Annotated in this window: 20 protein-coding genes; 17 read left to right on the top strand and 3 right to left on the bottom strand. The window is 67.6% G+C overall.

Features of this window, described 5'->3' with window-relative positions:
* Nucleotides 1-9: 9 nt before the first annotated feature.
* Together tecA and VK92_RS29010 are read left to right on the top strand one after the other, a co-directional pair.
* Nucleotides 10-489, top strand: coding sequence for a type 6 secretion system effector deamidase TecA (gene tecA / locus VK92_RS29015; RefSeq protein WP_048022639.1), 480 nt, complete (start codon nucleotides 10-12; stop codon nucleotides 487-489).
* A gap of 267 nt (nucleotides 490-756) precedes the next feature.
* Nucleotides 757-1,650, top strand: a complete 894-nt coding sequence (locus VK92_RS29010) for an IclR family transcriptional regulator (protein ID WP_042976374.1) — start codon at nucleotides 757-759, stop codon at nucleotides 1,648-1,650.
* Between the two features lie 103 nt (nucleotides 1,651-1,753).
* Here the strand turns inward: VK92_RS29010 and VK92_RS29005 are convergent, their stop codons facing one another.
* On the bottom strand, nucleotides 1,754-2,833 hold the full coding sequence (locus VK92_RS29005) for a porin (protein ID WP_048022638.1): 1,080 nt from the start codon (nucleotides 2,831-2,833) through the stop codon (nucleotides 1,754-1,756).
* Nucleotides 2,834-3,278: 445 nt separating this feature from the next.
* On the opposite strand from VK92_RS29005, the gene VK92_RS29000 reads away from it, so the two are divergent.
* The 15 genes from VK92_RS29000 (at nucleotide 3,279) to VK92_RS28930 (ending at nucleotide 17,320) form a co-directional block, all read left to right on the top strand.
* The gene (locus VK92_RS29000) at nucleotides 3,279-3,596 is read left to right on the top strand and encodes a non-heme iron oxygenase ferredoxin subunit (protein WP_021161517.1); all 318 of its coding nucleotides are present in this window, start codon (nucleotides 3,279-3,281) and stop codon (nucleotides 3,594-3,596) included.
* A 3-nt stretch (nucleotides 3,597-3,599) separates the two neighbouring features.
* Nucleotides 3,600-3,911: a recombinase-like helix-turn-helix domain-containing protein gene (locus VK92_RS28995; RefSeq protein WP_021161516.1), complete on the top strand. Its 312-nt coding sequence runs from the start codon at nucleotides 3,600-3,602 to the stop codon at nucleotides 3,909-3,911.
* Nucleotides 3,912-3,979: 68 nt separating this feature from the next.
* Nucleotides 3,980-5,050 (top strand): aromatic ring-hydroxylating dioxygenase subunit alpha, encoded by a 1,071-nt coding sequence (locus VK92_RS28990; RefSeq protein ID WP_021161515.1) that lies wholly within the window; start codon nucleotides 3,980-3,982, stop codon nucleotides 5,048-5,050.
* Nucleotides 5,043-5,813, top strand: a complete 771-nt coding sequence (locus tag VK92_RS28985; RefSeq protein WP_048022637.1) for an SDR family oxidoreductase — start codon at nucleotides 5,043-5,045, stop codon at nucleotides 5,811-5,813. The genes VK92_RS28990 and VK92_RS28985 overlap by 8 nt, the downstream gene beginning before the upstream one ends.
* Before the next feature lie 33 nt (nucleotides 5,814-5,846).
* Nucleotides 5,847-6,374, top strand: coding sequence for a cupin domain-containing protein (locus VK92_RS28980; RefSeq protein WP_048022636.1), 528 nt, complete (start codon nucleotides 5,847-5,849; stop codon nucleotides 6,372-6,374).
* Between the two features lie 18 nt (nucleotides 6,375-6,392).
* Complete coding sequence (locus VK92_RS28975) at nucleotides 6,393-7,289, top strand: alpha/beta fold hydrolase (protein ID WP_048022635.1); 897 nt, start codon at nucleotides 6,393-6,395, stop codon at nucleotides 7,287-7,289.
* The gene (locus VK92_RS28970; RefSeq protein WP_021161511.1) at nucleotides 7,286-8,143 is read left to right on the top strand and encodes an IclR family transcriptional regulator; all 858 of its coding nucleotides are present in this window, start codon (nucleotides 7,286-7,288) and stop codon (nucleotides 8,141-8,143) included. Before VK92_RS28975 ends, VK92_RS28970 begins: the two co-directional genes overlap by 4 nt.
* The gene (locus VK92_RS28965; protein ID WP_048022634.1) at nucleotides 8,140-8,937 is read left to right on the top strand and encodes an SDR family oxidoreductase; all 798 of its coding nucleotides are present in this window, start codon (nucleotides 8,140-8,142) and stop codon (nucleotides 8,935-8,937) included. The genes VK92_RS28970 and VK92_RS28965 overlap by 4 nt, the downstream gene beginning before the upstream one ends.
* Nucleotides 8,930-10,597, top strand: a complete 1,668-nt coding sequence (locus VK92_RS28960) for a thiamine pyrophosphate-binding protein (protein ID WP_048022633.1) — start codon at nucleotides 8,930-8,932, stop codon at nucleotides 10,595-10,597. Before VK92_RS28965 ends, VK92_RS28960 begins: the two co-directional genes overlap by 8 nt.
* Nucleotides 10,590-11,417: an aspartate dehydrogenase gene (locus VK92_RS28955; protein WP_021161508.1), complete on the top strand. Its 828-nt coding sequence runs from the start codon at nucleotides 10,590-10,592 to the stop codon at nucleotides 11,415-11,417. Before VK92_RS28960 ends, VK92_RS28955 begins: the two co-directional genes overlap by 8 nt.
* A gap of 72 nt (nucleotides 11,418-11,489) precedes the next feature.
* Nucleotides 11,490-12,980, top strand: coding sequence for an aldehyde dehydrogenase (locus VK92_RS28950; RefSeq protein ID WP_048022632.1), 1,491 nt, complete (start codon nucleotides 11,490-11,492; stop codon nucleotides 12,978-12,980).
* Nucleotides 12,981-12,998: 18 nt separating this feature from the next.
* The gene (locus VK92_RS28945; RefSeq protein WP_048022631.1) at nucleotides 12,999-13,961 is read left to right on the top strand and encodes a VOC family protein; all 963 of its coding nucleotides are present in this window, start codon (nucleotides 12,999-13,001) and stop codon (nucleotides 13,959-13,961) included.
* Entirely contained in the window at nucleotides 13,958-15,202 is a 1,245-nt protein-coding gene (locus tag VK92_RS28940; RefSeq protein ID WP_048022630.1) for an NAD(P)/FAD-dependent oxidoreductase, read from the top strand. The genes VK92_RS28945 and VK92_RS28940 overlap by 4 nt, the downstream gene beginning before the upstream one ends.
* 30 nt (nucleotides 15,203-15,232) lie before the next feature.
* Complete coding sequence (locus VK92_RS28935; RefSeq protein ID WP_048022629.1) at nucleotides 15,233-16,633, top strand: MFS transporter; 1,401 nt, start codon at nucleotides 15,233-15,235, stop codon at nucleotides 16,631-16,633.
* A 138-nt stretch (nucleotides 16,634-16,771) separates the two neighbouring features.
* Complete coding sequence (locus VK92_RS28930) at nucleotides 16,772-17,320, top strand: GNAT family N-acetyltransferase (protein WP_048022628.1); 549 nt, start codon at nucleotides 16,772-16,774, stop codon at nucleotides 17,318-17,320.
* A gap of 119 nt (nucleotides 17,321-17,439) precedes the next feature.
* On the opposite strand, the gene VK92_RS28925 is transcribed toward VK92_RS28930, so the two are convergent.
* Both VK92_RS28925 and VK92_RS28920 read right to left on the bottom strand, forming a co-directional pair.
* Nucleotides 17,440-18,366 carry an ADP-ribosylglycohydrolase family protein gene (locus VK92_RS28925; protein WP_053076264.1) on the bottom strand — a complete coding sequence of 309 codons (927 nt, stop codon included), beginning with the start codon at nucleotides 18,364-18,366 and terminating at the stop codon, nucleotides 17,440-17,442.
* A gap of 169 nt (nucleotides 18,367-18,535) precedes the next feature.
* Nucleotides 18,536-19,363, bottom strand: a complete 828-nt coding sequence (locus VK92_RS28920; RefSeq protein WP_231600543.1) for a hypothetical protein — start codon at nucleotides 19,361-19,363, stop codon at nucleotides 18,536-18,538.
* Nucleotides 19,364-19,439 lie beyond the last annotated feature (76 nt).

Below are 19,439 nucleotides of genomic sequence, written 5' to 3'. Positions count from 1 at the left end.
GAGCCACCCATGCAACTGAGCCAGTTAGGCGGGCATGTCGCCCAATCCGGTTTCGCCGAACGGCAGAAGCACGCGCAGGCGCTGATGTTCGGCATGGCCGACATCAACGAGTACGTGTCCGGCGGCGTCTGTTACGACGCCGCGGCCTATGTCCGGTATCTGCTGCGCAGCGACGCGATGATCGCGCCCGGTGCGCTGCTCGACACGATCGGCCAGCACTGGCGGACCCGCTTCAACTTCGAGACCGGCGGCGAATGGGACGGGCGCGCGAGCATTCCGGCCGGAACCGCGGTCGGCTTCTCGCGGAGCGGCACCGTTTTTCATGCCGCGATCGCCGTCGGCGGCAGCCGGATCCGGGCGATCAACGGGGGCCGTCTCGGCAGCGGCTGGATGTACGCGGTCGACCTTGCGCGGGTGCTCGAGCCGGACGCGGCCGGCGGATTCACGTATGACCGCGCGAACATCCGGGTTCACCTGTCGCGCCTGTAGGCGGCGCGGCTTCGGCTGCCACGCCGGCCGCCGCGCGCCGCGCCCACGGCCGGCATCGCGTCGTTCGGCGATTTCCGCATGGCGCCGCGCTGTCCATCGCTGCTATCCTCTCGACCGTGAATGACTATTCGTGGTGCCGTGGAGCGCATGCTGCGCCGCGGCGATTCACGCGGGTGCGAGCCCGCGTGCGCGCCGGGGTCGCATGGCCGCCTGCCCACGACGATCCATGACCCGTTTCGTGATTGATTTCCTTCCGTCCATGTCCACATGGCCAAGACAACGATGAGCGACGCGCCTGAATCCGCGGCGCCCGGCGACGACGAATCGTCCGGCGGCGCATCGTCCTACCTGGTGCCGGGGCTCGAACGCGGGCTGCGGATCCTCGCCGAATTCTCCGCGCGCGAGCCCGTGCTCGGCGCGCCCGAGTTGTCGAAGCGCATCGGCATTCCGCGCACGACCACGTTCCGCCTGCTGCAGACGCTCGAAGCGCTCGGTTTCCTCGAGCGCGTGAACGGCGACCGTTATTTCCGGCTCGGCGTCGGCGTACTGCGGCTCGGCTTCGAATACCTGAATTCGCTCGAACTGACCGATCTCGGCACGCCCGTGCTCGAGCGGCTGCGCGATACGACGGGCCTGTCGACGCATCTGCTGATCCGCGACCAGCGCGACGTCGTGTTCGTCGCGAAGGCGCAGAGCAACGCGTCGATGTTCGGTTCGGTGAAGGTGCACGTCGGCACGCGCCTGCCCGCGCATGCGACCGTGCACGGCCACGTGTTGATGGGCGACCTGACGCGCGACGCACTGCGCCAGCTCTATCCGGAGAAGAAACTCGAACAGTTCACCGAGCGCACGCCGGGCACCGTCGACGAACTGTACGAGCGCGTGCGCCATTACGCGCGGCTCGGTTATGCGGTCAGCGAGGCGGCATTCGAGAGCGGCATTTCGGCGGTCACGGCGCCCGTGCGCGATCATTCGGGCTCGATCGTCGCGGCGATCACCGCGACGGTGCCGCGCTCGGAGATCGGCGAGGCCGGCGAGAAGGAACGGCTCGTCGAAGCCGTGTGCGGCGCGGCGGTCGACCTGTCCCAGCGCCTGAACTATCGTCCGCTCGAAAGCGACCCGACGTTCGCGCACGCGCGCCACAAGGTCGCGATGTTCTGACGCCGACTTGTCGGGCGGGCCGCCGCACGCGGCACCGCAATAAAGAAAACGAGGGGCCCGCGGGCCCCTCGTTTCGTTTCAGGCACCGGCTGCCTGGCGCCGTTCAGAACGAGTGGTGGATCCCGGTGAGCACGACCACCTGGTTCGCGGTGCTCGACACGCCGGCCGTGAAGAACGCGGCCTTTGCGCCGCCCGAACCGTGCTCGTACAGCACGTTCGCATAAAGCTGCGTGCGCTTCGACAGCGAATAGATGTCGCCGAGTTCGACCTGCGTCCAGCGGCGGCCGGCCAGCGTCGTGGTTGCCGCGCCGCCCGCGATCGTGTTGAACGCGCTGCTGCGATAGTTCACACCCGCGTCGTAGCTCTGGAACGTGTCCGAATAGCCGTTCGCCTGCATTTTCGTGCGCGTGTACAGGCCATGCACGAGGAAGTCGCCGAACTGGTAGGACGCGCCTGCGCCGATGTTCTCGACCTTGTTCGCGATGTAGCCGTTCGCGGTGTTCTGCCCCTGGAAGGACGTGATGCCGGTCGTGCTGATCAGGATCGAACGGTCGTGCTCGTTCGAGTACACGGCCGACGCCTTGAACGGCCCGTTCGCATAGTTCAGCGCGACGCCGACCGACTTGCCGGTCGAGAAGTTCGTCGTGTTGCCGAGCGCCATCGTCGCCGCGGCCGAGAAGCCCGCGAAGGTCGGCGAACGATACTTGACCGCGTTGTTGTACGGCACGTTGCCGGTCGCGGCGAGCCCGTCGATGTTGCCGGGGTGGAACGCATACCAGCTCATCGCGAGGTAGGCCGTGCTGAGCGGATCGAGATAGTCGAACGACAGCGGCGTCTGGCGGCCGAGCGTCAGCGTGCCGTAGCGTTCCGAGCTGAGGCCGACGAAGGCCGCGCGGTTCCAGATCGTATTCGCGGTCGCGAACTGGCCGTTGTTCGTATAGAAGCCGTTTTCGAGCTGGAAGATCGCCGACAGGCCGTCGCCGAGGTCTTCCTTGCCCTTCAGGCCCCACCGGTCGGGCTGCGTATTGCCCTGGATCATCGCCCATTTCGCATGGCCGCCGACGTTGTTCACGTACGCGACCCCCGCATCCATGCTGCCGTACAGCACCACGCTGCTCTGCGCCCACGCGCCCGACACGGCGCCCAATCCGATCACTGTTGCTGCTACCGCATGCTTGACCATTTGATCTCCTGAATCTCCAACCTGATGAAAACGTGCCGTGGCGGCCTGCGCGGGAACGGCCTGCCGTTGCGCGTCTTCGCCATCGAGCGGGCATTTTTTATGTTCCATACAAGGAACAATGTGCCTCTGATGGAATGGAGTATAGGGGCGTCGAGCGCCGTATCAAAAATAATTTTTTCGGGACGGATGGAATTCGTGACGGTGCGCGGTTGCGGTGCACGACGCCCGGAAAAAGGCCGTAAATGCCCGCTACACAACAAAAAATTACATTTGGCAAGGCAGGCGGAAGTAACTGCCGACCCAATGGTCGGTGTTTTCCCTAGGGCGTGCAGCTTTTTGTTTTACTCGTGAAAAGTCGCTCCTATAATCACCATCCATAAACTGCTGTTCCGGGTATGGAACAAATCGGAACAAACCGAGAGTCGATCAGAAGGAAGGGTGTGAGATGTCTGAACAATGGGTTTGCGCCGGGCACGCCGGCGCGCTGTCGGAAGACACGCCGATCGAGTTCAAGCGGACCGACGGCGTCGAAATCGGGATCTACCGCGTCGGCGACGACGTGTATGCGCTCGAGAACGTGTGCCCGCATGCGTACGCGCTGCTGACGCAGGGGTTCGTCGACGAAGGCACGGTCGAATGCCCGCTGCACGAGGCCGTGTTCGACATCAGGACGGGCGAATGCCTGAAGGGTCCGGGCGGGCGCGCGCTGAAGCAGTACGCGGTGCGCCTTGCCGGCGAGGAAATCCAGATCAAGGTGGAGTAACCGATGAAAGAAGCGACCGTCAACTTCAATCCCTTCCTGAAGCCGTGGGTGGCGCCGCAGCCGAACAACGTCGCGGGCAAGGGGCAGATCGAGATCCCCGGCCAGGCCGAGAACCAGGTCTGGCAGAACCGCAAGGCCGCCCCGACCCAGTACGAAAACGACCTCGGCGATGCGCTCGAGCGCGTGTTCGAGAGCGGCGCGACCGAACTGGACGATGTCGTCGCGGGCCTGAACCGCATCGGCTTTCGCGCGCCGGACGGCACGGTTTGGACACCTGAGCGTTTCCGCGCCGAAATGGCCTCGCTGGCGGAATGAGCGCAGCGACCGCGCCGCGCGCGTGAGCGCCTGAGCGCCGACCCGACAACCGCATCCGGAGCACACTGATGACGTCCCCCGTACAACACGCAGTCCAACACGACCCGGTCCGTGACTATCTCGACCGCGGCATCAAGAACTACTGGTATCCCGTCGCGCCGAGCTGGCAGGTGTCGAACGCACCCGTCGGCCTCACGCGCCTGTCCGAGCAGATCGTGCTGTGGCGCGATCACGAGGGCAAGGTTCACGCACTCGAAGATCGCTGCCCGCACCGCGGCGCACGCCTGTCGCTCGGCTGGAACCTCGGCGGCAACATCGCGTGCTGGTATCACGGCATCGAAGTCGACGGCGGCGGCACGGTCAACCGCGTGCCGGCCGTGTCGAACTGTCCGCTCGAAGGCACGAAGTGCGTGAAGTCGTATCCGGTCGAGGAGAAGGCCGGCGCGATCTTCCTGTGGTTCGGCGATGAAGCGCACGGCGAGCCGGCGCCGCTGAACCTGCCCGAGGAACTGGTCGCCGACGAGTACGGCCACTTCCTGTGCGTGTCGAACTGGAAGTGCAATTACCAGTACGCGATCGACAACGTGATGGACCCGATGCACGGCGCGTACCTGCACGCGACGTCGCATTCGATGGCCGAAGGCGACAAGCAGGCCGACATGCGCGTGCGCAAGACGGAAACGGGCCTGATGTTCGAGAAGATCGGCCAGCGCGATGTGAATTTCGACTGGGTCGAGCTCGGCGAAACCGGCTGCCTGTGGATGCGCCTCGCGATTCCGTACAAGCAGAAGTTCGGCCCCGGCGGCAACTTCGGGATCATCGGCTTCGCGACGCCGGTCGACGGCGACAACTGCCAGGTCTATTTCTGGCGCACGCGCAAGGTCAGCGGCTGGCAGCGCGACGTGTGGCGCTTCATGTACCGCAACCGCCTCGAGGGCCTGCACTGGGACGTGCTCGAGCAGGACCGCTACGTCCTCGAAAGCCTCGCGCCGCACGCGCGCGATCACGAATACCTGTACCAGCACGACGTCGGCATCACGCGCGTGCGCCGGATGCTGCGCCAGCGTGCGCAGGAGCATCTTTCCGCGCTCGACGCGCATCGTGCGGCGCAGGCCGCGGCGGAGCCCTCGCATGGCTGAGCGCGCTCCGGTCGTGTCGCTGCCGGGGCGCCGCGTGCTCGTCACGGGCGGCGCGCGCGGGCTGGGCGCGGCGTTCGTGAAGGCGCTGGTCGCGGCGGGTGCGCAGGTCGCGTTCGGCGACGTGCTCGCCGAAGAAGGCCGCGCGCTGGCCGCGCAGCTCACGCAAGCCGGCCATACCGCGTTTTTCTTCACGCTCGACCTGGCCGATCCGGCGAGTGTCGATGCATTCGTCGCGCAGGGCGCGGCGGCGCTCGGCGGCATCGACGCGCTGATCAACAACGCGGCGATCACGAATTCGGGCGGCAAATTGTCGACGGAGCTCGACGTGTCGACCTGGGACGCCGTGATGAACGTGAACGTGCGCGGCGTGTGGCTCGTCAGCAATGCGGCGTTGCCGCACCTCGCGCAGTCGGGGCGCGGCGCGATCGTGAACCTCGCATCGGACACCGCGTTGTGGGGTGCGCCGAAGCTGCTCGCGTACGTCGCGAGCAAGGGCGCGGTGATCGCGATGACGCATGCGCAGGCACGCGAGTTCGGCGCGCACGGCGTGACGGTCAATGCGATCGCGCCGGGGCTGACGGAAGTCGAGGCGACCGCCTACGTGCCGGCCGAGCGCCACGCGTTCTACATGCAGGGCCGTGCGCTGACGCGTGCGCAGGTGCCCGACGACGTGACGGGCCCCGTGCTGTTCCTGCTGTCGGACGGCGCGCGCTTCGTGACGGGTCAATTGCTGCCGGTAAACGGCGGCTTCGTAATGAATTGAATTGAAGTTTTCACTCTGATGAAGGAGAGGACGATGGCGGACGCCGATCTCGAACGCAAGTCGTGGGACCAGCCGGAAGGCGCAAGCTTCAACGACTGGATGGAAGGGCGCGTTGCTCGCTACGCGACGCGGCGCTACGACTGGGACGCACTGAAGTTCCAGGTCGACTACGACCCGAAGTACCGCCGCGCGCAGATGCGCTACGTCGGCACGGGCGGCACGGGCGTCGCGAAGGACGTCAACACGGTGCCGGCCGGCAACTTCACGTTCTCGACGATGGTCATCCCGGCCGGCAACATCGGCCCGAGCCACATCCACATCGACGTGGAAGAGATCTTCTTCGTGCTGCGCGGCAAGATGAAGGTGATCTGCGAGCGCGACGGCGAGACGTGGGAAGCGATCCTCGGCGAGCGCGACCTGATCTCGGTGCCGCCGGGCGTGTATCGCACGGAAATCAACATCGGCGAGGAAGATGCGCTGATGTGCGTGATGCTCGGTTCGCCGAAGCCGGTCACGCCGACGTATCCGCCCGATTCGCCGCTCGCGAAGATCAAGCGCTGAGACGGGACGGGTGAAGCAATGAGTGTCATCGACAAACGCGAGCGCGACCGCACCGCGGCGTTCGCCGCGCTGCTCGGGCAGTTTCCCGAGCAGCGTTGCGCGGCCGGCGCGGCGGGCACGATCGGTTACCGTGAGGCCGGCGCGCAGCATGCGGGCCGCGCGCTGCCCGTCGTGCTGCTGCACGGCATCGGCTCGGGCGCCGCATCGTGGGTCAGCCAGCTCGACACGCTCGGCGCATCGCGGCGCGTGCTCGCGTGGGACGCGCCCGGTTACGGCGTGTCGACGCCCGTGCACGGCGCGTCGCCGGCCGCCGCCGATTACGCGGCATCGCTGAACGCGTGGCTCGAGGCACTCGGCATCGAACGCTGTGTGCTGGTCGGCCATTCGCTCGGCGCGATCGTCGCGGGCGGTCTCGCCCGCGTGATGCCCGCGCGGATCGCCGGCCTGCTGCTGGTGTCGCCCGCGGGCGGCTACGGCAGCGCACCGGCCGAAACGCGCGAATCGCGCCGCGACGCGCGGCTCGCGATGCTCGCCGAACTCGGCCCGGCCGGGCTCGCCGAACAGCGCAGCGGCAACATGCTGTCCGGTTTCGCGAACGAGGAGGCACGTGCGTGGGTGCGCTGGAACATGGCGCGCATCGTGCCGGCCGGCTATGCGCAGGCCACGCATCTGCTTGCGAACGCCGATCTCGCGGCCGATCTCGCCGGCTTTCGCGGCCGCACGGCCGTGGCCGTCGGCGCGAACGACGCGATCACGCCGCCCGCCGCGTGCGAGCGGATCGCCGCGGCCGCGCACGTCGGGCTGCAGGTGATTCCGCAAGCCGGTCATGCCGGTTATGTCGAGGCGCCGGCCGTCTATTCCGCGCTGATCGACTCGTTCTGCCGTCAGTGCGACCAACAGCGGGGGCTGGCATGAACGAACCGCTGCAACGACCCGAACCCGAAAACGACAAGGCCGAAGCCAACTACGTGGTGCCCGGCCTCGAACGCGGGCTGCGGATCCTCGCCGAATTCTCGCCGCGCGAGCCCGTGCTCGGTGCGCCGGAGCTGTCGAAGCGGCTCGGCATTCCGCGCACGACGGTGTTCCGCCTGCTGCAGACGCTCGAATCGCTCGGCTTCCTCGAGCGCGCGGACAAGGATCGCAACTACAAGCTCGGCATCGCCGTGCTGCGGCTCGGCTTCGAATACCTGAGCTCGCTGGAGCTGACCGATCTCGGCCTGCCCGTGATCGAGAGCCTGCGCGACGCCACCGGCTTCACGACGCACATCGTGATCCGCGACGGCCGAGACGTGGTGTTCGTCGCGAAGGCACAGAGCCAGTCGCCGGTGTTCAGCTCGATCCGCGTGAACGTCGGCACGCGCTTGCCCGCGCATGCGACGACGCACGGCCACGTGCTGATGGGGGACCTGTCGCTGAAGGAGCTGCGCTCGCTGTATCCGGAAGGCACGCTGAACCGGATGACGAACGCGACACCGGAAACGGTCGACGCGCTGTACGAAGTGATCCGCGAGGATGCGCTGCGCGGCTACGGCGTCAGCAATTCGTCGTTCGAGCGCGGCATCTCGGTGGTCACGGCGCCGGTGCGCAACGAGACGCAGAAGATCGTCGCGTGCATCACGGTGACGGTGCCGCGTCCGGAAATCGACGCGGCGCTGATCGCGGACGGGCTGATCGACAAGGTGCAGCGCGCGGCGGCGGAACTGTCGCGGCGGCTCAATTACCGCTCGGATGACGAGCACACGTTTATGAAAGCATTAGGACTCCGATGATCCAGATCGATCTGACCGGGCAGGTGGCGGTGGTGACGGGCGGTTCGTCCGGCATCGGCCTCGCGACCGCCGAACGGTTCCTGCAGGCAGGCGCATCGGTCGCGATTTGCGGCCGCGACGGCGAGCGCCTGGCGCGCGCCGAGGCGATGCTCAACGAAAAATACCCGGGCGCTCAACTGCTCGCCGCGCGCTGCAACGTGCTCGACGAGCATGACGTCGCCGCGTTCGCGCAAGCGGTGTCCGCACGCTTCGGCCGCGCCGACATGCTGGTCAACAACGCCGGCCAGGGGCGCGTGTCGACCTTCGCTGACACGACCGACGACGCGTGGCGCGACGAGCTCGAACTGAAGTATTTCAGCATCATCCGCCCGACGCGCGCGTTCCTGCCGCTGCTGCGCGATGCGCAGGCGCCGACGATCACCTGCGTGAACTCGCTGCTCGCGCTGCAGCCGGAGCCGCACATGGTCGCGACGTCGTCGGCGCGCGCGGGCGTGCTGAGCCTCGTGAAGTCGCTCGCGAACGAACTCGCGCCGCAGCGCATCCGCGTGAACTCGATCCTGATCGGCATCGTCGAGTCGGGCCAGTGGCGCCGCCGTTACGAAGCGCAGGCGCAGGCCGGCGAAAGCTGGGAGGACTGGACGGGCGCGATCGCGCGCACGAAGCACATTCCGCTGAACCGCTTCGGCAAGCCCGACGAGGCAGCCTGGGCACTTTTTTATCTCGCAACGCATCTGTCGTCCTACACGACGGGCAGCCATATCGACGTTTCTGGAGGCTTTGCACGCCATGTCTGAAAAAACCACGGTTGGCGAGCTGATTGCCGCCTTTCTCGAGCAGTGCGGCGTGAAGACCGCATTCGGTGTCATCTCGATCCACAACATGCCGATCCTCGACGCGATCAACTCGCGCGGCAACATCCGGTACGTCGGCGCACGCGGCGAAGCCGGCGCATTGAACATGGCCGACGGCCTGGCCCGCGTGTCGGGCGGCCTCGGCGTCGCGTTCACGAGCACGGGGACGGCGGCAGGCAACGCGGCGGGCGCGATGGTCGAGGCGCTGACGGCAGGCACCGCGCTGCTGCACGTCACGGGGCAGATCGAGACGCCGTATCTCGACCAGGATCTCGCGTATATCCACGAAGCGCCGGATCAACTGTCGATGCTGGACTCGATCTCGAAGGCCGCCTTCCGCGTGCGCACCGTCGAAACCGTGCTGCCGACGATCCGCGAAGCCGTGCGCATCGCGCAGACGGCGCCGACGGGTCCGGTGTCGGTCGAGATTCCGATCGACATCCAGGCAGCTGAAATCGAATGGCCGGAAGACCTCGCACCGGCATACGTCACGGTGCGCGAGCACGATTCCGCACGCGTCGCCAAGCTCGCCGATGCCCTCGCGGCGAAGCGCCGTCCGCTGCTGTGGCTCGGCGGCGGCGCGCGCCATGCACGCGCGGAAGTCGAGCGCCTCGTGAAGCTCGGCTTCGGCGTCGTGACGAGCGTGCAGGGCCGTGGCGTGCTGCCGGAGGATCACCCGGCGACGCTCGGCGCGTTCAACGTGCACGCGTCCGTCGAAGCGTTCTACAAGACCTGCGATGCGCTCGTCGTCGTCGGTTCGCGCCTGCGCGGCAACGAAACGCTGAAGTACAAGCTCGCGCTGCCGCAGCCGCTGTTCCGCATCGATGCCGACGCACTCGCCGACAACCGCGGCTATCGCAACGAGCTGTTCGTGCATGGCGATTCGAAGCGCGTGCTGGCCGAGCTGGCCGACCGGCTTGAAGGCCGCCTGTCGGTCGATCCGCAGTTCGCGGCCGATCTCGCGGCAGCCCGCGAGCAGGCGGTGGCCGACGTGTCGAAGGGCCTCGGGCCGTACAAGAAGCTGGTCGACACGCTGCAGGGGGCGGTCGGCCGCGACTACAACTGGGTGCGCGACGTGACGATCTCGAACAGCACGTGGGGCAACCGCCTGCTGAAGATCTTCGAGCCGCGCTCGGGCGTGCATGCGCTCGGCGGCGGCATCGGCCAGGGCATCCAGATGGGCATCGGCGCGGCGCTCGCGGGCGCGGCGGCGAAGACCGTCTGCCTGGTCGGCGACGGCGGCCTGATGGTCAACGTCGGGGAGCTCGTGACGGCCGTGCAGGAAAACGCGAACGTGATGATCGTGCTGATGAACGACCAGTGCTACGGCGTGATCCGCAACATCCAGGACGCGCACTACGGCGGCCGCCGCTGCTTCGTGCAACTGCACCAGCCCGATTTCGCGCAGTTCTGCGCGAGCTTCGGCCTCACGCATTACCGGATCACGTCGCTCGACGACGCCGAGGCGATCGTGCGCGAAGGGATGGCCAAGGAAGGGCCGGTGATGGTCGAGGTCGACATGCTGTCGGTCGGCTCGTTCGCATCGCAGTTCGCGGGCCCGCCGGTGAAGAAGGAAGCGCCGACGGAGCGCCAGTATGCTTAACGGGCAAAAGCGGGCCCACGCCCCCGTCGATGTCGCGATGATCGGCTTCGGTGCGATCGGCGCGGCCGTCTACCACGCGGTCGAGCACGATGCGTCGCTGCGCGTCGCGCACGTGATCGTGCCGGAACACCAGCGCGCGGCGGTGCAGGGCGTGCTGGGCGGCGCGGTGGAGGTCGTGTCGTCGGTCGACGCACTGGCCCGCCGCCCCGAGTTCGCGCTCGAATGCGCGGGCCATAGCGCGCTCGTCGATCACGTCGTGCCGCTGCTGAAGGCCGGCACCGACTGCGCGGTCGCGTCGATCGGCGCGCTGTCCGACCTCGCGCTGCTCGACGTGCTCGCGCAGGCGGCCGACGAAGGCGACGCGACGGTCACGCTGCTGTCCGGCGCGATCGGCGGCATCGACGCGCTGGCCTCCGCGAAGCAGGGCGGCCTCGACGAAGTGCTGTACGTGGGCCGCAAGCCGCCGCTCGGCTGGCTCGGCACGCCCGCCGAGGAGATGTGCGACCTGCGCGCGATGAGCGAGGCGAAGGTGATCTTCGAAGGCACCGCGCGCGACGCCGCGCGGCTGTACCCGAAGAACGCGAACGTCGCGGCCACCGTGGCGCTCGCGGGCCTCGGCCTCGACGCGACGCACGTGCGCCTGATCGCCGATCCGGCGGTCGAGCGCAACGTGCACCGCATCACCGCGCGCGGCGCGTTCGGCGAGATGTCGCTGGAAATGAGCGGCAAGCCGCTGCCCGACAACCCGAAGACGTCCGCGCTGACGGCGTACAGCGCGATCCGCGCGCTGCGCAACCGCGCGGCCCGCTGCGTGATCTGACCGGGCCATTGAATGTCCGCCCGCGCCACCGCGAGGGCGGACGTGCAGAGACAGATTTGTGGGACTTGTGACATGACTCCTTTCGATACGAGCCTCGTACCCGACGGCAACATCCTGATCGGCGGCGAGTGGCGGCGCGGCCGTGGCGCGCCTTACGCGAGCATCTATCCGGCCGACCAGTCGCTGAACATGGAGGTGTCGACGGCGAACGCGGAAGACGCGGCCGAAGCCGTCGTGGCCGCCGACGCCGCCTGGCGCCGCGCCGACTGGGCCGGGCTGAAGCCGCACCTGCGCGCGCAGGTGCTGTACCGCATCGCCGACCTGATCATGCAGCGCCACGAGGCGCTTGCGAACCTGCAGCGTCGCGACAACGGCAAGCCGATCGGCGAGACGCGCGTGCTGGTGGCGAGCGCGGCGAACACGTTCCGCTATTTCGCGGCGTGCCTCGAAACGCTCGACGAGGAACTGACGCCGTCGCGCGGCGACTACCTGACGATGAGCGTGCACGAGCCGATCGGCGTGATCGCGGCGATCACGCCGTGGAATTCGCCGATCGCGTCCGATGCGCAGAAGCTCGCGCCGGCGCTCGCCGGCGGCAACGCGGTGGTGCTCAAGCCGGCCGAGGTCACGCCGCTCGTGTCGCTCGCGCTGGCCCGCATCTGCGAGGAAGCCGGCGTGCCGAAGGGCGTGCTGAGCGTGCTGCCGGGCAAGGGCTCGGTGATCGGCGACGTGCTGGTGCGCCATCCGCTCGTGAAGAAGGTGTCGTTCACGGGCGGCACGGAAGTGGGCCGCGGCATTGCGCGCATCGCGGCGGAAAAGCTGATGCCCGTGTCGCTCGAACTCGGCGGCAAGTCGCCGACGATCGTATGCGACGACGCCGATCTCGATCATGCAGTGAACGGCGTGCTGTACGGCATCTTCAGCTCGTCGGGCGAAGCGTGCATCGCGGGTTCGCGGCTGTTCGTGCAGCGCGCGGTGTACGACGAATTCATGCAGCGCCTGGTCGCGGGCGCACGCAAGCTGCGCGTGGGCGACCCGACGCGCGCCGACACGCAGATGGGGCCGCTGATCACCGCGAAGCATCGCGAGTCGGTGGAGCGCTACGTGGCGCTCGGCCTCGACGAAGGCGGCCGCCTGCTGTGCGGCGGCGAGCGGCCGTCGGGCGACGGTCGCGAGAACGGCTTCTTCTATCAGCCGACGATTCTCGAAGGCCTGCCGAACAGCGCGCGCATCTGCCAGGAGGAAATCTTCGGCCCCGTGCTCGTCGCGATGCCGTTCGACGACGAGGCGTCGCTGATCGCGCAGGCGAACGACAGCGTGTTCGGCCTGGCAGCCGGCATCTGGACGCGCGACTACAAGCGCGCGTGGCGTATCGCGCGCGCGCTGGAGACGGGCACCGTCTGGATCAATACGTACAAGCTGTTCTCGATCTCCACGCCGTTCTCGGGCTGGAAGGAGAGCGGGATGGGCCGCGAGAAGGGGCGTCTCGGCATCCGCGAGTACATGCAGCAGAAGAGCCTCTACTGGGGCTTGAACGACGCGCCGCTGCCGTGGGCGAACTGAGCGAAGGGGAAAAACGCAATGAGCATTCTGGGAATCGAGCAGATCACGTACGGGGTCGACGATCTCGCCACCTGCCGGCGCTTTTTCGCCGACTGGGGGCTGAAGGAAGTCGAGCACGACGACACGCAGGCGCGCTTCGAGACGCTGAACGGCTGCACCGTGCTGGTCGTCAAGGCCGACGACCCGGCGCTGCCGCCCGCGTTCGAAGCGGGCCCGACGCTGCGTGAAGTCACGTGGGGCGTCGCGACGCAGCAGGAACTCGACGCGCTGCGCGGCAAGTTTGCAGGCCAGCCCGGCTTTTATGCGCGGAACGATGCGTTCGGTTGCACCGACCCGAACGGGATGGCGATCCGCATCGAAGTCACGCGCAAGCGCGCACTCGAGATCACGGGCTCGCCGTCGAACGTGTGGGGCCGGACGCTGCGCGTCGACCAGCCGAGCCCGATCTACGCGCGTGCGGAGCCGGTCGAGGTCGGGCATGTCGTGTTCTTCACGAACTGCCTCGACGCGCAGGAAAAGTTCTATCACGAGCTGCTGGGCTTCGAGACCTCGGACCGCTACCCGGGCCGCGGCGCGTTCATGCGCTGCGCGCCGCACGGCGGCCACCACGACCTGTTCCTGCTCGCGCTGCCGAACGGCAAACGCGGCCTGAACCACGTCGCGTTCACCGTGCGCGACATCCACGAAGTATTCGGCGGCGGCCTGCACATCGACCGCTGCGGCTGGGAAACGCAACTCGGCCCGGGTCGTCATCCGGTGTCGTCCGCGTACTTCTGGTACTTCCAGAACCCGGCCGGCGGCCTGATCGAGTACTACGCGGACGAAGACATGCTGACGCCCGAGTGGCAGCCGCGCGAATTCGAACCGGGCCCGACCGTGTTCGCCGAATGGGCCGTCGACGGCGGCCTCGACGGCAACACGCGCCGGCAGAAGCACGCGAAGGCGCCGGAAGGCAAGTTCATGACGGAGCGCAAATCGTGAGCGAAGAGAACGCACAGGCGAACGCCGCGCCGGGCACGGTCGTCGTGATCGGCGGCGGCCAGGCCGCCGGCTGGGTGCTGAAGACGCTGCGCGCGGAAGGTTTTGCGGGCCGTCTCGTGATGATTGCCGACGAGCCGCATCTGCCGTACGAGCGGCCGCCGCTGTCGAAGGCCGTGCTGGCCGGCGACGCCGACATCGAAACCGTGCGCGTCGTGCGTCCCGACGAGTTCGATGCGCTGAACGTCGAGGCGTGGCAGCCGGAACGCGCCGCGTCGATCGACCGTGCGCGCCGCGTGGTGCGTACCGAAAGCGGCCGCGAGATCGAATACGACCGCCTCGTGATCGCGACCGGCGGCACGTCGCGCCGCCTGCCGGACGCGCTCGTGAAGACGCCGAACCTGCATTACCTGCGCACGCTCGACGAAGCGGCCGCACTCGGCGAGAAGCTGCGCGCGAGCCGGCGCGTGCTCGTGATCGGCGGCGGCTGGATCGGCCTCGAAGTCGCGGCGACCGCGCGCAAGCTCGGCGTCGAGGCGGTCGTGGTCGAAGGCGCGCCGCGGCTGTGCGGCCGCTCGGTGCCGCAGATCGTGTCGGATTTCCTGCTCGACCTGCATCGCGCGAACGGCGTCGACGTACGGCTCGGCGCGGCGCTCGCGTCGCTCGACGCACAGCCGGACGACGCGTCGAAGGTACGCGCGACGCTCGCCGACGGCACGACGATCGACGCCGATTTCGCGGTGGCCGGCATCGGCCTCGCGCTGAACGCGTCGCTCGCGAGCGACGCGGGGCTGGCGATCGACGACGGCATCGTCGTCGACGAATTCGGCGCGACGAGCGACCCGGCGATCTTCGCGTGCGGCGACGTCGCGAACCATCACAACGGCTGGCTGAAACGGCGCGTGCGGCTCGAATCGTGGGCCAATGCGCAGAACCAGGCGATCGCGGCCGCGAAGGCCGTGCTGGGCGTGCGCGCACCGTACGCGGAGATTCCGTGGTTCTGGTCGGATCAGTACGACGTGAACCTGCAGATCCTCGGCGATCTGCCGGCCGATGCGCAGCTCGTCGTGCGCGGCGAGCTTGCCGCGCGCCGCGCGACGCTGTTTTTCGTGGGCGAAGGGCATGTGAGAGGTGTCATCGCCGTGAACAACGCGCGTGAGCTGAAGCTCGCGCGCAAGTGGATGAACCAGGGCCGGGCAGTGGATACGGAAGCGCTGGCAGACACGAGCAAGACACTGGCCTGACCGGGCGACGAAACCCAGGAGATCCCCCGCATGAGCACTTTCGACAATGTCGTGGCCGGTCGCGCCACGATGGAAGCTGCCGCCTCCACGCCCGGCGCGATCATCGCGCGGCTCGAGCGGCTTCCGGCCAACGCAATGCAGATCCGCGCCCGCGTGCTGATCGGCACCGCGACGTTCTTCGACGGCTTCGACGTGATCACGATCGCGGCCACGCTGCCGCTGCTGATCCACAAATGGGGGCTGTCGCCGACCCAGATCGGCCTGCTGATCGCGTCCGGCGCGATCGGCCAGCTGATCGGCGCGTTCCTGTTTCCCGCGCTGGCGGAGAAGCACGGCCGCGTGAAGGCGATCGCGTGGAGCTCGGCCGTGATCGGCATCACGAGCATCGCGTGCGGCTTCGCGCCGACGTTCGAGATCTTCGTGCTGCTGCGGATCCTGCAGGGCCTGGGGCTGGGCGGCGAGCTGCCGGTCGCCGCGACGTACATCAACGAGATCACGCGCGCACATGGCCGCGGCCGCTTCGTGCTGCTGTACGAGATCGTGTTCCCGATCGGCCTGCTCGTGTCGATGGCACTCGGCGCGTGGCTCGTGCCGCGCTTCGGCTGGGAGATCATGTACTTCGTCGGCGGGCTGCCGCTGATCCTGTCGCTCGTGCTGACGCGCCTCGTGCCGGAATCGCCGCGCTGGCTCGCGTCGCGCGGGCGGCTCGCGGAAGCCGGGCGGGCGACGAGCGCGTTCGAAGCGTCGGTGCGCGGCGAACTGCCGCCCGTCACGCAGGTGGCCGCGTTCGACGAGATGGTGCGCCAGCACCCGAAGCGCCGGATGAGCGACCTGTTCAGCGCCGCGTATCGCAAGCGCACGCTCGCGGTGGCGACGTTGTGGGCGACCTGCGGGTTCATCCAGTACGGGCTGTCGACGTGGCTGCCGACGATCTACAAGAACTTCTATCACGCGCCGCTGCAGCTCGCGCTGAACCTCGCGGTGATCGGCTCGGTGATGGGTGTGCTCGGGTCGCTGGCGTCGGCGCTGCTCGTCGACAAGCTCGGCCGCAAGCCGGTGATCGTGTGGTCGTTCGTGCTGTGCGCGCTGTCGCTGGCGTTCGCGGGTGTCTATCACGCGTCGTCGGTGTATGTCGTCTCGATCTTCTGCTCGCTGTCGCTCGGGTTGATGGCGTCGGGGTTCATCACCGCGTACGTCTATACGCCGGAGCAGTATCCGACGAGCATCCGCGCGTCGGGCTGCGGGCTCGGCAGCGCGTGGCTGAAGATCGCGTCGTTCGTCGCGCCGATGGTGGTGCCGCACGCGATCATCGGCGGGAATCTCGCGCCCGCGTTCTACCTGATCGGCATCGTGCCGCTGATCGCGGCGGTGACCGTGCACTTCGTCGGGATCGAGACGAAGGGGAAGGTGCTCGAAGCGCTCGAAGCGTAAGCGCGGCCGGCGGTAGCGGATGACGTGGCGAGGCCCGGGCGATGCCCGGGCTTTTTGTTTTTCGCGGCGGTATTGGCATGGCCGACTCGAGGCTTGCGTGTTCTAATTCACGCTCCCGTTTTTCGATCGAGTGTCGTCATGCCCCTGTTCGAACCCGTCACGCTGGAAACATCCCGCCTCGTCCTGCGGCCGCTGCGCGAAGCCGACGCGCACGCCTTCTTCGAGATCTGGTCGGATGCGGAAGCGATGCGCTATTTCTCGTTCTCGCCGATGACGCACATCGAACAGGCCGTCGAGCGCGTCACGCGCAACCTGAACACGTCCGCGAGCGGGCAGGACCTGATCTGCGTGCTCGAACTGCGTGAAACCGGCGAAGCACTCGGCGAATGCGTGCTGTTCCATGCGAACGAGCAATGCCGGCGTGCGGAGATCGGCTTCAGCCTGCGGCGCCGGTACTGGCGCGGCGGCTACATGCGCGAGGCGGCGTCGGCCGTGATCGATCACGCGTTCGGCACGCTGCGGCTGAACCGGATCGAAGCCGATATCGATCCGCGCAACGTCGCGTCGGCGCGGCTGCTCGAACGGCTCGGCTTCGCGCGGGAAGGGTTGCTGCGCGAACGCTGGATCGTCGGTGACGAAGTGTCGGACAGCGCGCTGTACGGGTTGCTGGCGAGCGATCGCGGCTGATGCCGCGGCGGCGGTCTATTTCCCGGCGGAGACGATCGCGCATGCGTTGATGCAATTGCATGGCGCAATCGGGCTCGGCCCGCCAGGTTCGATTCGACGGCCGGCCGATGAGGTTGTATTCACAACTGTGCGAGCCAGCCCTCGACCTTGTCTATCCCGCGCAGCGTCGCGACCCATCGGTCGGGCAACGCCCGTTCGCCGTACAGCACGCCGGCGAGGCTGCCGGCGATGGCTGCCGTCGTATCCGTGTCGTTGCCGAGCGCGATCGCGCGCTTCACGCAGTCCTCGTAGCTGCCCGTCGACAGCAGGCAATGGATCGCCGACCAGAAACTGTCGACCACGTAACCCGATCCTTGCGGCGCGTCGAAGCGGCCGTCGAGCACGATCTTCAGTTCGATTTCGTCGGCCGTGCCTTCGTAGCGCGCGAGCAGTTCGTCCTCGGCTGCGCGCACCGCATCGGGCGCGGGCTGGCCATCGACGATCCCCAGCGCCGTCAGGCAATAGAGCGCGCAGCAAAGCTGCGAACGCACGTGCCCATGCGTGACGACGCTCTGCTTGTGCGCGAGCCGGATCGCGTCGTCATAGGACGCGGCGACCATCACGACGGGGAAGCAGCGCATCAGCGAACCGTTGCCGTTGTCGCGCTCGTCGCGGGGCCCGGCCGCTGCGGGCGCGGCGCCGGCCGCCAGCGCATGGAATGCGCGTTGCGTCTGCAGGCCGACGTCGAATACGCGGCCGTCCGGCGTGAATGCGCCGCGATGAAACCAGTCCAGCAGGTTGTCGGCGAACGTATCGAGATTCAGGTCGCGCTCGCGCAGCAGTGCGTCGAGCAGCGCGAGCGCCTGCGCACCGTCGTCGCTCCAGGTGCCGGGCGGTACGCCGTCGTGCGCGCGAGCGAAGCCCGGCGGCGGGGTCATGTCGATCGCGGCAGGGGGCGGAATCGAAGCGGCGTCGTGGAATTCGTACGGCACGCCGAGCGCGTCGCCGATCAGCAGGCCAAGCAGGCCGCCGCGCAGGCGGGATCGTCGGTTCGGAATCGGTGTCATCGAAAGGAATTCGGGTTGGGGCGGCTTGCGTCGCGGAAGGCCATGCGCAAGACCTTGAGTCGAACCCCGTCATTATGCCGTCGCCGCCAATTGACGTCCTTTTCAGACTGTTCGCCGTGCGCCTTCGCGCGGTGGCGGCCGCAGTCGTCGTTGAAACGACCCGCGACGATTACGTCAACGCTCGCCCGGCCGGCACGTCGACAGGCACTTCGCGCTCCAGTGCCTTGGCGGCGAGTTCCCCGACCCAGTCTGCATCGGCGGGGTCGACAACGCCATATTGGTCCGGCGGAAAAAAAGCATGGTGGTGAGCCGCCGCAGACAGACGCTCACATTCGGCGCGAGCCAGCAGATAGGATGTCACGGCCAATGGCGCCGCCGGTCCACTCCATCTCAATCCGATGCGGATATGGGTGCGCGGCGCAAATGCGATTGCCAATTCTCGCCGCGGGATCAATCGTTTCGTCTCCGACGGGAACGTTGGCGGCGCGTACCAATTGTCTGCCGCAATTCGATGATCCAGCACCAGCCAATGACCGACGGACGTTCGGGCCAGGATCCACTGCCTGAGTCGGGTCCTGCTGGATTTGAGCTTGCCGTCGATCCATTCGTCGACGTAGAGGGGTTCCGGATCGTAGTCGTCCGACCACACGACGATTGCCGAACATAGCGTATGGCGCTCCAATTCGACATGTCCGTTGGACGGCATTTCGCGCCAGTACCGCTGTCGGGTGCCGTACGTCGCGACGCACCAGTTCAGGCCGATCCACGCTGCGATGAAGAGCGCCGTGGCCCATATGATGGTGACGGCTGTTCCGTCCACCGCACGATCCATGTCGAAGGTCGGATCGACCGTTCCGTGGTAAGCCAGCATACCCAGCAAATACGCGAGCACCGGGATCACAGGCCCGACTACGACCGGCAGCATCAGAATGGCGAGCCAGCTTCGGACATGCACGGTCCCCGCCGACCTGGCGCGCGCACGCTCCTCGTCGCTCATCGCCGCGACTTCCCGCGCGGCAATGTCGTCGCTCGGGGTGTGGAACCGCTCATACGTATTCGGGCATTCGGGCATT

Origin of the sequence: Burkholderia sp. LK4, from assembly GCF_001043615.1 — a bacterium.
GTDB classification, from domain to species: Bacteria; Pseudomonadota; Gammaproteobacteria; order Burkholderiales; family Burkholderiaceae; genus Burkholderia; species Burkholderia cepacia.
The sequence above is the reverse complement of the archived record's forward strand: the minus strand, read 5'-3'. Positions and strand labels throughout refer to the sequence as shown.

What these genes read in the sequence shown, in the direction of transcription:
- VK92_RS28995 (WP_021161516.1), top strand. Translation starts at nt 3,600, where the DNA reads ATGAAAGAAGCGACCGTCAACTTCAATCCCTTCCTGAAGCCGTGGGTG.
- VK92_RS28985 (WP_048022637.1), top strand. Translation starts at nt 5,043, where the DNA reads ATGGCTGAGCGCGCTCCGGTCGTGTCGCTGCCGGGGCGCCGCGTGCTC.
- VK92_RS28930 (WP_048022628.1), top strand. Translation starts at nt 16,772, where the DNA reads ATGCCCCTGTTCGAACCCGTCACGCTGGAAACATCCCGCCTCGTCCTG.
- VK92_RS28920 (WP_231600543.1), bottom strand. Translation starts at nt 19,363, where the DNA reads ATGAGCGACGAGGAGCGTGCGCGCGCCAGGTCGGCGGGGACCGTGCAT.
- tecA (WP_048022639.1), top strand. Translation starts at nt 10, where the DNA reads ATGCAACTGAGCCAGTTAGGCGGGCATGTCGCCCAATCCGGTTTCGCC.
- VK92_RS28965 (WP_048022634.1), top strand. Translation starts at nt 8,140, where the DNA reads ATGATCCAGATCGATCTGACCGGGCAGGTGGCGGTGGTGACGGGCGGT.
- VK92_RS28945 (WP_048022631.1), top strand. Translation starts at nt 12,999, where the DNA reads ATGAGCATTCTGGGAATCGAGCAGATCACGTACGGGGTCGACGATCTC.
- VK92_RS28935 (WP_048022629.1), top strand. Translation starts at nt 15,233, where the DNA reads ATGAGCACTTTCGACAATGTCGTGGCCGGTCGCGCCACGATGGAAGCT.
- VK92_RS28975 (WP_048022635.1), top strand. Translation starts at nt 6,393, where the DNA reads ATGAGTGTCATCGACAAACGCGAGCGCGACCGCACCGCGGCGTTCGCC.
- VK92_RS28925 (WP_053076264.1), bottom strand. Translation starts at nt 18,366, where the DNA reads ATGACACCGATTCCGAACCGACGATCCCGCCTGCGCGGCGGCCTGCTT.
- VK92_RS28955 (WP_021161508.1), top strand. Translation starts at nt 10,590, where the DNA reads ATGCTTAACGGGCAAAAGCGGGCCCACGCCCCCGTCGATGTCGCGATG.
- VK92_RS29005 (WP_048022638.1), bottom strand. Translation starts at nt 2,833, where the DNA reads ATGGTCAAGCATGCGGTAGCAGCAACAGTGATCGGATTGGGCGCCGTG.
- VK92_RS29000 (WP_021161517.1), top strand. Translation starts at nt 3,279, where the DNA reads ATGTCTGAACAATGGGTTTGCGCCGGGCACGCCGGCGCGCTGTCGGAA.
- VK92_RS28960 (WP_048022633.1), top strand. Translation starts at nt 8,930, where the DNA reads ATGTCTGAAAAAACCACGGTTGGCGAGCTGATTGCCGCCTTTCTCGAG.
- VK92_RS28980 (WP_048022636.1), top strand. Translation starts at nt 5,847, where the DNA reads ATGGCGGACGCCGATCTCGAACGCAAGTCGTGGGACCAGCCGGAAGGC.
- VK92_RS28970 (WP_021161511.1), top strand. Translation starts at nt 7,286, where the DNA reads ATGAACGAACCGCTGCAACGACCCGAACCCGAAAACGACAAGGCCGAA.
- VK92_RS29010 (WP_042976374.1), top strand. Translation starts at nt 757, where the DNA reads ATGGCCAAGACAACGATGAGCGACGCGCCTGAATCCGCGGCGCCCGGC.
- VK92_RS28950 (WP_048022632.1), top strand. Translation starts at nt 11,490, where the DNA reads ATGACTCCTTTCGATACGAGCCTCGTACCCGACGGCAACATCCTGATC.
- VK92_RS28990 (WP_021161515.1), top strand. Translation starts at nt 3,980, where the DNA reads ATGACGTCCCCCGTACAACACGCAGTCCAACACGACCCGGTCCGTGAC.